Below are 11,724 nucleotides of genomic sequence, written 5' to 3' on the forward strand. Positions count from 1 at the left end.
TCTTGACTATTTTGTATTGCTCGACGCACTGCCTGTGTCGTTGTGGCGCTGCTGTGTAGAACTTGTCCCATAGTGCTTCCTTCCATTTATCTGAGAATATTGCACCATTAAAATCTGGGACTAAACAATTTAGGGCGTGTCATCAATTAGCTTGAGGAAAACCGCCTTGTCCCCATTATACTTTTATGACTAAACGCTATGCATTAAAAGATGAGCAGTGGGAACAGATTAAAGATCTGTTACCTGGACGAATGGGTACTGTTGGAGTAACGGCCAAAGATAACCGACTATTTGTTGAAGCGGTATTGTATCGGTATCGTTCAGGTATCCCGTGGCGAGACTTACCCCAACGCTTTGGTGATTTTAGAGTCGTGCATACTCGTTTTAGTCGTTGGGCTAAAACAGGTGTGTGGCAGAGAGTCTTTGAAGTACTGTCACATGACAGTGATAATGAATATGCCATGTTAGACTCCACCATTGTACGTGCTCATCAACACAGCGCTGGGGGGAAAAAATCAGGCGATTGGACGCAGTAAAGGGGGCTTAAGCACCAAAATTCATGCCCGTACTGATGCTTTAGGCAACCCAACAGGATTTTATCTCACTGATGGGCAGGTCCATGACTTAAACGGTTCAGATGTGTTGCTGGACTTATCGTTGAGCCAGACCTGGCTTATGGATAAAGCCTACAACTCCAGGGATCGAGTCATTGATCCAATTTTAGAGGCGAAGAGTCAAGTTGTGATGCCAGCGAAAAGTAATTCTATTGATCAGCGTGATTATGATCGAAATCTCTACAAGGCAAGACATCTGATCGAGAACTTTTTTGCCAAGCTCAAGCAGTATCGTGCTATTGCCACACGCTATGATAAATTGGCTCAAAACTTCTTATCAGCGATCTACCTGGCTTCAACAATCATTTGGCTTAATTGATGACACGCCCTAGAAACTTCTCTAAAGATGGTAAATATTTTGTAATCATGGTTTTTATTCCCTTCACAGCCAGCAAAATAGTGACAAGCTTAAAATTATAGTGATGTAAGCAATATGATTTAGAATACCATAATTTTTATATGGGATTGTATCAGAGTAAAAAATTGAAAATAAAAATGAGAAAAATACAGAATCATTTTTTAGCAGACACAAAAAAAAGCCCTAAAAAGGGCTTTTTTCATTGCAACAAATTAGTTAGCTAATGCTTTAACTTGTGCGTTCAAGCGGCTCTTGTGACGAGCTGCTTTGTTTTTATGGATGATGCCTTTGTCAGCCATGCGGTCGATTACTGGAACAAGCGTTTTGTACGCTTCAGTAGCAACAGCATAGTCATTAGTGCCGATAGCAGCTAATGTACGTTTAAGATAGGTACGAACCATAGAACGCAAGCTTGCGTTGTGTTTGCGTGCTTTAACGTTTTGACGAGCACGTTTTTTAGCTTGAGCAGAGTTTGCCACTCGTGCACTCCTTGAAATAGATTGGTCTGGGCGGGCTGAAACTCAACTGAAAACCATCATCAGAGGAATTATCACCAGCCCGTAAACAAGTGCCATATTTTGATTAAACTGAGCACCGAAGTCAAGTCTTGACATGCTTTGACAACATTTTAGATGCAGAAAAATTCTAAAGAAAACGTTAGATTAGTATTCTACCTAGGAGATCGTATAAAAAATGACTAAATCGCTGATTCATCCCATCGTCATAGGTGCCACCGGTTTGGTGGGAAAACAACTCTTAAAACGTCTGCAAGACGAGCCAACTTGCCAGCAGATTACTGCAGTGGTCAGAAAATATCAAAATGATCTGAATAGTTTGGATAAAGTCCAGCAATTGGTACTTGAAGATTTTCTGATGCTGAATGATCAGGATGTCAGCGAGCACAGTCACGGTTTTAGCTGTTTGGGCAGTACCATGAAACAAGCCGGATCCAAGCAGGCCTTTTATAATATTGATTATACTATTAATGCCCATTTTGCCGAATTGCTGCAACAGACTTCAGCGCATTACTTGCTGTTGAGTGCGATGGGCGCCAACTCCCAGTCTCATTTTTATTATAATCAGGTTAAAGGCCAGCTAGAAGAATATGTACAGACCTTGAGTCTGGATAAAATCAGCCTGATTCGGCCTTCATTATTAATTGGCGAACGTCCCGAGCAGCGTTTTTTGGAGGATGCCGCACAGCAGGTTTATCATAAAATATCGCGTTTTATTCCGGATGGTTTTGCTTATAAGCCAGTGACAGCCGAGCAGGTAGCTCATACTATGGTCGAGGCCGCGCTGACTCAGACGGTAAAATTTGAAATTTATGATAATTTACGCATACAAAAAATGAAATGAGGGGAAACACCGTGTCTACAGCAGCATTTGTCACCTGTGACTTATTAGATGATCATCCGGAATTAGAGCTTCAAGTGGTGACACCTTGTCTGGACGGTAAATTTTTTAAGAGTTATGGGGCCCGGAAAACTTTTGGCGGTCAGATTGTGACGGTGAAATGTTTTGAAGATAACTCCCGGGTGAAAGAGTTACTGGCCACAGATGGAACAGGCAAGGTACTGGTGGTCGATGGCGGTGCATCGATGCGCTGTGCCTTGATGGGTGACCTGATTGCGGAATCTGCGGTCAAAAATCACTGGAATGGTGTGATTATTTATGGTTGTGTGCGTGATGTCGATGCGATTGCTGAATTAGACCTTGGTGTACATGCATTGGCGGCTATTCCACAGAAGAGCAATCGCAAGGGCGTGGGTGAGGTGGATATCACCCTCTGTTTTGGTGGAGTCACGTTTAATGCTGGCGATTATGTCTATGCAGACAATAATGGCATTGTGGTCTCTAAAACAGCCTTAGTGGCTTAATTGGCCAAGTGCTACATTAAAGAATAACAACAAAACTGATCTATACCGCGAAAGACAGGATGCTTAGATTCTGTCTTTCAGTTGAATAAAACAAAAACAGGAAAATATTATGTTGGGTCATCAAATTAAAGTTGCACAAGCTTTGGCTTCTGCAGTCGCTCAAGGTGGACGTGGTATGGTCGGTACACCATTTCCGAATCAGCCTGAAAAAGCCTTAAAGCTCTATGAATATGAGGGTTCGCCATTTTGTCGCCGGGTGCGTGAAGTCATGACTTTGCTGAATCTGGATTATGAAGTCTATCCATGTCCACGGGGTGGTACTCATTTTCGTCCCGAAGTTCAGCAATTAGGCGGAAAACTCCAGTTTCCATTTCTGGTAGATGAAAATACGGGCGATCGACTTTATGAATCGCAAGATATTATTCATCATCTGTTCAAGCACTATGGCAAAACAGGCAAGACACCCAAAAAATATGCTCACTATCCCAAAATTCCGGTGGCTGCAATTGCTGGCACAGTCATCAACGGTTTACGCGGAGGAATGGTGAATCCCAAGATCAAGGATCGGCCAACACCTGAACAGTTACTAGAATTATGGGGTTTTGAGGCCAGTCCTTATACCCGGATCATACGCGCCGTTTTGAGTGAGCTGGAAGTTCCCTTTATTTTTCACAATGTCGCCAAAGAACGCTGGCAGGATTATGGGCCAGCCAAGTTGCGCTTAAGACCGGGGAAATATGAACCACTACCAGGCGGGAAGCGTGAACATTTATTTGAAATGATGGGAAATAATATTCAGGTTCCTTATCTGGTCGATCCAAATACAGGCGTGAATATGTTTGAATCAGCTGAGATTGTAAAATATTTAAAACAGCAATACGGCGCCGCTTAAAATATTCAGCCTATTAAAACTCTAAAATTGTGCTTAAGAAATGCCATTCACTGCGTAGATGGCATTTTTTTATGCTGGTTTTAAGCAGACGGTATTTAGAATATCCCTATGAGGCTAGAAAGAAATAGCATAAAAATGAAATAAATCATGATTTTTAGAGTTTTTTTGGTTATATTTTACTCTTCAAGGTGACATAACAATAAATATAAGGGGCGTGCTTATGACAGCACTAGAGGCAGTCTTGCCAGTACCTGTATTAATCGTTGAAGATGAGTATGTCATTCAACGACGTTTAAAAATTATATTAACCAATTTGGGCTATAGCGAAGATGTTCTGCTCTTTGCCAATAATCTTAAAGAAGCATATTTCATTTTAAAACAACAGCCGATTTCACTGGCATTGGTCGATTTGGGGCTGCCGGATGGAAGTGGGATTTCGATTATTGAAAAAATTCGCGAAAATGACGTACAAACTCTGATTTTGGTGGTTTCGGCCTGGAGTACGCAGAACAGTTTATTTACCGCAATTCAGGCGGGTGCCACCGGTTATGTATTAAAAGAACGCGATGATGTGGAGGTCACTTTGGCGATCCGCAGTATTTTACGGGGTGGCGCGCCAATTGATCCTTTTATTGCGCGGGAAATTCTCAAGCAGATTTCTATACCTGCTTCATCACCACCAGTCGAACGCAACCACTCGGATGCCGAGCAGGAAGTGCTGACCCATCGGGAAAAAGAAATTCTGTCACTGGTCGCACAAGGCCTGAGTAATCGAGAGATTGCCGAGCAACTTTGTGTGTCACGTTATACCGTGGAAAGTCATATCAAGCATATTTACCGGAAACTGTCCGTCAGTCGGCGTACCAAGGCAGTCAGTACCGCACGGCATTTAGGAATTCTGTGATGCATCCAGCTCGTTCTGGAAGCAGGCAGCGACAGAGATTGCAATGGATCGGTATTTTGCTCTTTTGCTGCTGGCTGTGTTTGCTAAGTGCTATGAGTCAGGCGCAAGACCATTTTCAGGTCAATGATCTCTGTGACGTGAAGATTGACTACATTCAAAAGGTTCAGGTGCAGAATCCTAGCCAGATGCCTGCATCCGGCTGGCAAAGTGTCAGTTTGCCGGATAACTGGCAGCGTAACTGGAAAGATTATCATGGTGGGGCCTGGTATAAAATTGTTTGGAACTGGTCATGCCAAGACAATATTCGTCTTGCAGAACCGATTGCCTTTTCCATTGATTATATTAATTCGGCTGGCGCCGTGTTCCTGAATGGTGATTTACTCTGGTCAGATCAGCACCTGCAAGAACCATTGTCAAAAAGTTGGAATATGCCGCGTTACTGGATTTTGCCCATCAGTGGCTTAAACAAGGACAGCAATGAAATTCTGGTTTATGTACAGGGTTATAGTTTTCAGAACGCCGGACTGGGTAAAATTGAATTTAATAATGTGCTGGTCAATAGCCAGAAGCATTTAGGCGAAATCTGGGATCGCCGCACGCTGTTTCAGATGAATATGATTTTCTCAGCAATGATTGGGATCATCTGCTTCATTGTCTGGCAATTTCGACGTTCAGAAACCACCTTTGGCTGGCTGGCACTCAGTTCATTCCTATGGATTCTGTTTATTTCCAATGTACTGACCACAGAAAGCTTTCCGTTTCGCTCCAGCATCGCGGCCAGCAAAGCCAATATGCTTTGTTTTATTGCCTATATCCACTGTTTTAGTCTGTATTTGATCCGCTTTTTAAAACAGAGATTTAAGTATGTGGAGCGGGGATTTATCCTGATCACGCTTTTATTTGCTCTGCTGATTGTGATGAGTTCCTTGGATTATCTGGGGCAGGTACTGGGCACAGCATTTATTTTCTATGTGGGATTATTTATAAGCTGTATTATTTATGTGAGCTATCACGCACTTAAAACCCGCAATGGGGAATATCTTTTCCTGATGCTGTGTCTGTGGGGGATTTTGTTATGTGTAATCGTAGATCTGATCATTTTAAGTCAAACGGCAATTAGTGATTTTTCACCTTTATCACCCTATACCTCACCAATTATTACCCTGTTTGTGGTACTGATTATGGCCACGCGGTTGAATCGTAATGTCAGGAAAATCGAAAAATTTAATAGCCAGTTAGAACGTAAAGTCCAGCAGGTCGGCGCTGATCTGAATAAAAGCCTGAACGATAAACATCAACTGGAGCTGGATAATGTCCGCTTACAGGAGCGGATTAACTTATCGCATGAACTGCATGATGGGCTAGGAGGCTCGATTGTGCGCTCTATGATTCTGGTCGATCAGAGTACTGACAGCATTCCCAACCGACAGTTTCTTTCCATGCTGAAATTGCTCAGAGATGATCTCAGACAAATCATTGATAGTGGTTCGTCTATCGAAAATAAAGTACCGGAAACCCCACTACTCTGGATTGCCCCGGTACGTTATCGTTTTACCCAGTTGCTGGAAGAGATAAATATTGAGGTTGAATGGTTATTTCCAAAAGTCTGGCAGCGTGAACCGACCGCATTGCAATGTTTGGCCCTGATTCGGGTGGTCGAAGAAAGTCTGACCAATATCATTAAGCACAGTCAGGCCAGTCAGGCGAAAGTCAGTCTGGAATATTTTCTGCCACATCAATTCACTTTAAGTATTCAGGACAATGGCGTTGGGTTTGATGCTGAAATAGTGCAAAAAAATGGTCTGAGTATTGGGATGCGCAGCATGAAAATGCGGGTCGAACGTATGGGAGGCGTGTTTCAGATTGAGTCTGAGAAAGGGCATACAGTGATTCAGGTCGTATTGGAGCTCTATCAACCCTAATCTTTGCAAATAAAAAGAGGATTATTTAATCCTCTTTTTATTTGGCTTTAGCTTAGAATTAGTCTTGTTCTGCTGGCGGAACCAGCATCAGTACCGCATCATTTAATAATGCCGCGACATCTTCCAGAATATCTTCATCAGCGAAGTTTTCATCCAGCAATATGATTTCACCGTCTGCAAGCTGCTTGAGTTTTGTGGTAAATGCCTCAGAGATCTCAATCCCTTCACCATTGGCCCAGAACAGAACATCGCCGTCTGCTTCAGTGTAGAGCAAGCGTGAAGCCGGTTCGAGCATCAGGCTATAACCCTGATCCAGTGCTTCTTCCAGATCACCTGTGCCGATTTCTTCCGCTTCCGGAAGGTTCTCTGGATATTTGGGTTCTGACATTAAAGTCATAATGGCATCTTCTAAAACATTCGAATTATGCAGTTGCTGCATGATCTGTTCTTTTAGATATTCCAGCTCATTGCCGCTGACTTCACCAATGGCTCCGACTTGGTCACGAATAATATCAACCAGCGGATTGCGTAAACTTTCATTCTCAGAAAATTTATCACCAACACGGTCCATCATGTCGCTCACATTTGGCATACGGAAGCCAAAGGAAAAGGTTAGACAATCATCTTCTGCAACGCCGTAATGCGCCAAACCAGGTGGCACATACAGCAAGTCGCCAGGTGCCAGAACTTCGTCAAAATTCACCTCAATTTCAGGCAATAATTTCAGTGGCTGACCCGGAACCAATGCAGTTTCGGCATCACACATTTGTCCGAGCTGCCAGCGACGATGCCCGTAGCCTTGTACCAGAAAGACATCGTAAAAATCAAAATGTTTTCCTACAGAGCCGCCTTGAGGTGCATAAGACACCATGATGTCATCGCGGCGCCACTGTGGAATAAACGGGAACTTTTTCCACATTTCCGACAGGTCAAATGAATAATGATCTACCGCCTGAACCAAAAGTGTCCATAGCTTGGGCATTTTCTGAAAATCAGCTTTAAGTAAAGGCGAAGATTTCACGCTCCACTGATTCGGATCACGGTCTTTTTGCTTGATTAAACGCGCAGTGACGTGTTCTTCAAGCGCAAGTTCCATCACGTCGTCAGGTTCAAGCAGATTGGCAATTTCAGGCATCGCATTACGCACCAGTAACGGTTTTTTTTGCCAGTATTCACTCAAAAATTGTTCAGCGGTGATTCCGCCTAAAACGTCTAAAGATTGAGACATAGATTACAGCCTGAATTAAGGGGAGATTAAGGAACTAAAATTTTCAATTCACGAAGAATGTGACACAGCTTGATCATCGGCATGCCCATCAAAGTGGTCTGGTCTTGCCCGATCATTTCTTCAAACAGGCTGATGCCGAGGCTTTCACATTTGAAACTGCCGGCACAATGCAGTGGCTGTTCAATCGTGACATAGCGTTCAATTTCGGCTTTGGACAGTTTACGGAACTTGACTTTATAGTGCTCGACCAGCGTTCGTTCATAACCAGTAGCCTGCTGTTGCACACTGAGTGCAGTACTAAAATAGACAATCTTGTCCGAATTGGCCTGTAACTGGCGAATGGCTTTTTCAGGGGTTAAAGGTTTGCCAATAAAAATATCTGGTGCGCCTTCACGCCATGCCACCTGATCCGAACCAATCACAATCGCTTCAGGATTTTGCTCAGCAATATATTTGGCTTTCTCAAAAGCCAGCCGCTTGGCCAAATCATCTGCGTGATTTTCACCGCGAGGAGACTCATCGATATCCGGTACTAGAGAAATATAATCAATATGCAGGCGATCCATCAACTCTTTACGGGTTTGGCTGGAGGATGCCAAAATAATCTGTACAGCATTCATTAGACAGCATATTCCTCAAGAATATTTAAAGGTACATAAGACAGCACCGCTTTATGGCAGGCTTGCAGCTTGATCGGGGGCGCTTGACCTGCTTCATAGGCTTCGACCCAGCGTGTCACGCAGAGGCACCAGAAATCACCGGGTTGCAGGCCAGGGAAGTCCAGCTCTGGCAAAGGTGTGATCAGGTCATTGCCCACTTTTTGCGAGAAATTGAGAAATTCCGACGTCATCTGCGCGCATACCGTATGCTGCCCCAGATCAGTGGTCGCAGTATGGCAAAAGCCATTGCGGAAATAACCGGTAATCGGATCGAAGCAGCAGCTTGATAAAGGCTCACCTAACACGTTCAAACGGTTAAGATTTGGATCAGGATGTATCGACATAGGCACTGAATCTAAAAGAAGCTTTTTTCTATCATAACAAAACTTTGGCATTCAGAATGTTTTCTGCAAAAGATGCTAACCTTTTTCTGCATAATCATTTAAAATCGGCTGGTTTTAATATCTATAAAGTGAGCTCTACATGAACTTTCAGCGTATGACTGACCTCGATTTAGCAGGTAAACGTGTTCTGATCCGTGAAGATTTAAACGTTCCTGTTAAAAATGGTGTGATCACCAGCGATGCGCGTCTTCGTGCAGCATTGCCAACCATTCAAGCAGCAGTTGAAAAAGGCGCTGCAGTGATGGTGTATTCTCACCTTGGTCGTCCGGTTGAAGGTGAGCCTAAAGCTGAACAATCGCTTGCACCTGTAGCGGCTTACTTGACTGAAGCTTTGGGTCAAGACGTAAAATTATTTACCGACTACCTAGATGGCGTTGAGGTTCAGCCGGGTCAAGTTGTGTTGCTTGAGAACTGCCGTTTTAACGTTGGTGAGAAGAAAAACAATCCTGAACTTGCTGCAAAATATGCAGCGCTGTGTGATGTATTCGTGATGGATGCATTCGGTACAGCGCACCGTGCAGAAGCATCGACTGAAGGCGTAGCGCGTCTTGCTAAAGTTGCAGCAGCAGGTCCTTTATTGGCAGCTGAACTTGATGCACTAGGCCGTGCACTTAAGACACCTGAAAAGCCAATGGTGGCAATTGTTGCGGGTTCTAAAGTATCGACTAAACTTGATGTGTTGACTTCACTGTCTGACATCTGCGATCAATTGATCGTGGGTGGTGGTATTGCCAATACTTTCCTTGCTGCGGCAGGCTATAACGTTGGTAAGTCACTGTGTGAAAAAGATCTGATCGATACTGCAAAAGCCATTGCTGCAAAAGTATCAGTGCCACTTCCAACTGACGTTGTGGTTGCCGATGCTTCTGAAATCAACTTTGAAGATTTCCTGGGTTCATTGGCTGCTGCGAAAGCAACTGTGAAAAATGTTGCCGATGTTGCTGATAACGACATGATTCTGGATGTAGGTCCGGAAACTGCGAAAGCATTTGCAGAAATCCTGAAAACCTCTAAAACCATTCTCTGGAATGGCCCGGTGGGTGTGTTTGAAGTCGATCAATTCGGCGAAGGTACCAAAACTTTATCTTTAGCGATTGCTGAATCTGCCGGTTTCTCGATCGCGGGTGGTGGTGACACATTAGCTGCAATCGACAAGTACGAAGTAGCAGATAAAATTGGCTATATTTCTACGGGTGGTGGTGCATTCCTCGAATTCGTTGAAGGTAAAACCCTTCCTGCAGTTGCCGTACTCTTAGAACGTGCTTGATTGCATGTCCTAAGCTAAAAAGCTGGCCAAGTGCCAGCTTTTTTATGTCATTTTTTTGACAATGAAAACTTACCCTTCATGGCTTCGTCATGAAAATGCAATAAATCTGTCATAAGATGCAGTCATTAAATCACCAAATGATGAGATCACGTGATGAAAAAACAGTTAACTTTGGCGGCTTTATTCGCTGCATCATTGGCACTGACTGCATGTGCGAAACAGGAAAATGCACCGGTCGCTGAAACAGAAAGCTCGGCAGCAGTAGCCAATGAGACTATAACGCCAGAGCAGCAAGCAGCCATTGATGCTATTGACCAGCCAGTTTTAGATGAAAAAAATACCGATATTCCAGCTGAAATTGCCAATGCGCCAGCAGATGAAGCAACTGCAGACCAGTCAGTTGCAGCGACTTCTGAGCCTGTAGCACCTTAATCCAGTGCATGTGAGACAAAATCCCTGCAAAAGCAGGGATTTTTTTTAAATAGTGTTATTTGTTGCTGAATTGAAACCTTTGAACATGTAGAATATGTGGCATTCACTGGGAGGATATTATGGCTCTTATTTCATTGCGCCAGCTCTTGGATCACGCCGGCGAACATGCTTACGGCGTACCAGCATTTAACGTAAACAACTTAGAACAAATGCGTGCAATTATGCTTGCAGCAGATGCAACCAATTCACCTGTTATCGTACAAGCATCTGCGGGTGCGCGTAAATATGCAGGCGCTCCGTTCTTGCGTCACCTGATTTTGGCTGCAATTGAAGAATGGCCACATATTCCAGTGGTAATGCACCAAGACCACGGAACCAGCCCTGACATTTGCCAACGTTCAATCCAGCTCGGCTTTTCATCAGTGATGATGGACGGCTCACTTGGTGAAGATGGCAAAACCCCAACTTCATACGAATACAACGTTGATGTGACTCGTCGTACGGTTCAAATGGCACATGCATGTGGCGTTTCTGTAGAAGGTGAGATCGGTTGTTTGGGTAGCCTTGAAACAGGTATGGCGGGTGAAGAAGATGGCGTGGGCGCAGAAGGCGTACTCGATCATTCTCAACTTCTGACTTCAGTTGAAGAAGCACGTAGTTTCGTTGCAGATACCAATGTGGATGCGCTGGCGATTGCTGTAGGTACTTCACACGGTGCGTACAAATTTACGCGTCCACCTACAGGCGATATTCTGGCGATTGACCGCATTAAAGAAATTCATGCAGCACTTCCAAATACGCATTTGGTTATGCACGGTTCAAGCTCTGTGCCACAAGAGTGGTTGGCAGTAATTAACCAGTATGGCGGCGACATCAAGGAAACTTATGGCGTTCCGGTTGAGCAGCTGGTTGAAGCGATCAAACACGGTGTACGCAAAATCAACATCGATACTGACTTGCGTTTAGCGTCTACTGGTGCAATGCGTCGTATGATGGCTGAAAAGCCAAGCGAATTCGATCCACGTAAATTCTTCAGCGCAACGGTTGATGCCATGAAGCAAATCTGTGTAGACCGTTATGAAGCATTTGGTACTGCGGGTAATGCAGACAAGATTCGCCCAATTTCTTTAGAGAAAATGGTGTCGTACTATAATAAATAATTCC

General features: G+C 44.0%; 13 protein-coding genes. 9 read left to right on the top strand and 4 right to left on the bottom strand.

All coding sequences use genetic code 11. The features are described from left to right. The first annotated feature begins 185 nt into the window (after window positions 1-185). Window positions 186-933, top strand: a protein-coding gene (locus tag FTU90_RS09815) for an IS5 family transposase (RefSeq protein WP_373687593.1) whose coding sequence is annotated in 2 segments (ribosomal slippage) — window positions 186-517 and window positions 516-933 — 750 coding nt in all. Because the reading frame shifts where the segments join, the coding sequence is not laid out codon by codon here. 251 nt (window positions 934-1,184) lie between these two features. On the opposite strand, the gene rpsT is transcribed toward FTU90_RS09815, so the two are convergent. Further along, window positions 1,185-1,451, bottom strand: coding sequence for a 30S ribosomal protein S20 (rpsT, locus tag FTU90_RS09820; protein WP_005171172.1), 267 nt, complete (start codon window positions 1,449-1,451; stop codon window positions 1,185-1,187). A 214-nt stretch (window positions 1,452-1,665) separates the two neighbouring features. Between rpsT and FTU90_RS09825 the strand changes: the two genes are divergently transcribed. The 5 genes from FTU90_RS09825 to FTU90_RS09845 all read left to right on the top strand — a co-directional run bounded on the left by FTU90_RS09825 (window position 1,666) and on the right by FTU90_RS09845 (window position 6,570). Beyond that, complete coding sequence (locus tag FTU90_RS09825; protein WP_180072512.1) at window positions 1,666-2,331, top strand: NAD(P)H-binding protein; 666 nt, start codon at window positions 1,666-1,668, stop codon at window positions 2,329-2,331. An 11-nt stretch (window positions 2,332-2,342) separates the two neighbouring features. Further along, window positions 2,343-2,852 carry a ribonuclease E activity regulator RraA gene (gene rraA, locus FTU90_RS09830; RefSeq protein WP_005171166.1) on the top strand — a complete coding sequence of 170 codons (510 nt, stop codon included), beginning with the start codon at window positions 2,343-2,345 and terminating at the stop codon, window positions 2,850-2,852. A gap of 109 nt (window positions 2,853-2,961) precedes the next feature. Continuing rightward, on the top strand, window positions 2,962-3,744 hold the full coding sequence (locus tag FTU90_RS09835; protein WP_180072514.1) for a glutathione S-transferase N-terminal domain-containing protein: 783 nt from the start codon (window positions 2,962-2,964) through the stop codon (window positions 3,742-3,744). A gap of 220 nt (window positions 3,745-3,964) precedes the next feature. Then, window positions 3,965-4,648, top strand: coding sequence for a response regulator transcription factor (locus FTU90_RS09840; RefSeq protein WP_159138160.1), 684 nt, complete (start codon window positions 3,965-3,967; stop codon window positions 4,646-4,648). Continuing rightward, complete coding sequence (locus FTU90_RS09845; RefSeq protein ID WP_159138159.1) at window positions 4,648-6,570, top strand: ATP-binding protein; 1,923 nt, start codon at window positions 4,648-4,650, stop codon at window positions 6,568-6,570. Before FTU90_RS09840 ends, FTU90_RS09845 begins: the two co-directional genes overlap by 1 nt. A gap of 58 nt (window positions 6,571-6,628) precedes the next feature. On the opposite strand, the gene FTU90_RS09850 is transcribed toward FTU90_RS09845, so the two are convergent. Genes FTU90_RS09850 through FTU90_RS09860 form a run of 3 tightly spaced genes read right to left on the bottom strand, consistent with a single transcriptional unit; the run spans window position 6,629 to window position 8,801 of the window. After that, the gene (locus FTU90_RS09850; protein WP_159138158.1) at window positions 6,629-7,798 is read right to left on the bottom strand and encodes a cupin domain-containing protein; all 1,170 of its coding nucleotides are present in this window, start codon (window positions 7,796-7,798) and stop codon (window positions 6,629-6,631) included. 26 nt (window positions 7,799-7,824) lie between these two features. Continuing rightward, window positions 7,825-8,418, bottom strand: a complete 594-nt coding sequence (locus FTU90_RS09855) for a nucleoside triphosphate pyrophosphatase (protein WP_005096731.1) — start codon at window positions 8,416-8,418, stop codon at window positions 7,825-7,827. Next, window positions 8,418-8,801, bottom strand: a complete 384-nt coding sequence (locus tag FTU90_RS09860; protein ID WP_005096732.1) for a DUF2237 family protein — start codon at window positions 8,799-8,801, stop codon at window positions 8,418-8,420. The genes FTU90_RS09855 and FTU90_RS09860 overlap by 1 nt, the downstream gene beginning before the upstream one ends. Window positions 8,802-8,940: 139 nt before the next feature. Between FTU90_RS09860 and FTU90_RS09865 the strand changes: the two genes are divergently transcribed. From FTU90_RS09865 to fba, 3 genes are all read left to right on the top strand, one after another. Beyond that, window positions 8,941-10,128, top strand: coding sequence for a phosphoglycerate kinase (locus FTU90_RS09865; RefSeq protein ID WP_074382847.1), 1,188 nt, complete (start codon window positions 8,941-8,943; stop codon window positions 10,126-10,128). A gap of 153 nt (window positions 10,129-10,281) precedes the next feature. Next, complete coding sequence (locus FTU90_RS09870; RefSeq protein ID WP_100535005.1) at window positions 10,282-10,560, top strand: hypothetical protein; 279 nt, start codon at window positions 10,282-10,284, stop codon at window positions 10,558-10,560. Between the two features lie 119 nt (window positions 10,561-10,679). Then, window positions 10,680-11,720 carry a class II fructose-bisphosphate aldolase gene (fba, locus tag FTU90_RS09875; protein ID WP_100535006.1) on the top strand — a complete coding sequence of 347 codons (1,041 nt, stop codon included), beginning with the start codon at window positions 10,680-10,682 and terminating at the stop codon, window positions 11,718-11,720. The last annotated feature ends 4 nt before the right edge of the window (window positions 11,721-11,724 follow it).

Origin of the sequence: Acinetobacter sp. YH12200 (genome assembly GCF_013418175.1) — a bacterium.
In the GTDB taxonomy this organism is placed as follows: Bacteria; Pseudomonadota; Gammaproteobacteria; order Pseudomonadales; family Moraxellaceae; genus Acinetobacter; species Acinetobacter pseudolwoffii.

Bases quoted from the DNA above. Each gene is read 5' to 3' on its own strand.
- FTU90_RS09860 (WP_005096732.1), bottom strand. From the start codon at position 8,801: ATGTCGATACATCCTGATCCAAATCTTAACCGTTTGAACGTGTTAGGT.
- FTU90_RS09870 (WP_100535005.1), top strand. From the start codon at position 10,282: ATGAAAAAACAGTTAACTTTGGCGGCTTTATTCGCTGCATCATTGGCA.
- FTU90_RS09840 (WP_159138160.1), top strand. From the start codon at position 3,965: ATGACAGCACTAGAGGCAGTCTTGCCAGTACCTGTATTAATCGTTGAA.
- FTU90_RS09835 (WP_180072514.1), top strand. From the start codon at position 2,962: ATGTTGGGTCATCAAATTAAAGTTGCACAAGCTTTGGCTTCTGCAGTC.
- FTU90_RS09855 (WP_005096731.1), bottom strand. From the start codon at position 8,418: ATGAATGCTGTACAGATTATTTTGGCATCCTCCAGCCAAACCCGTAAA.
- FTU90_RS09850 (WP_159138158.1), bottom strand. From the start codon at position 7,798: ATGTCTCAATCTTTAGACGTTTTAGGCGGAATCACCGCTGAACAATTT.
- FTU90_RS09825 (WP_180072512.1), top strand. From the start codon at position 1,666: ATGACTAAATCGCTGATTCATCCCATCGTCATAGGTGCCACCGGTTTG.
- fba (WP_100535006.1), top strand. From the start codon at position 10,680: ATGGCTCTTATTTCATTGCGCCAGCTCTTGGATCACGCCGGCGAACAT.
- FTU90_RS09845 (WP_159138159.1), top strand. From the start codon at position 4,648: ATGCATCCAGCTCGTTCTGGAAGCAGGCAGCGACAGAGATTGCAATGG.
- FTU90_RS09865 (WP_074382847.1), top strand. From the start codon at position 8,941: ATGAACTTTCAGCGTATGACTGACCTCGATTTAGCAGGTAAACGTGTT.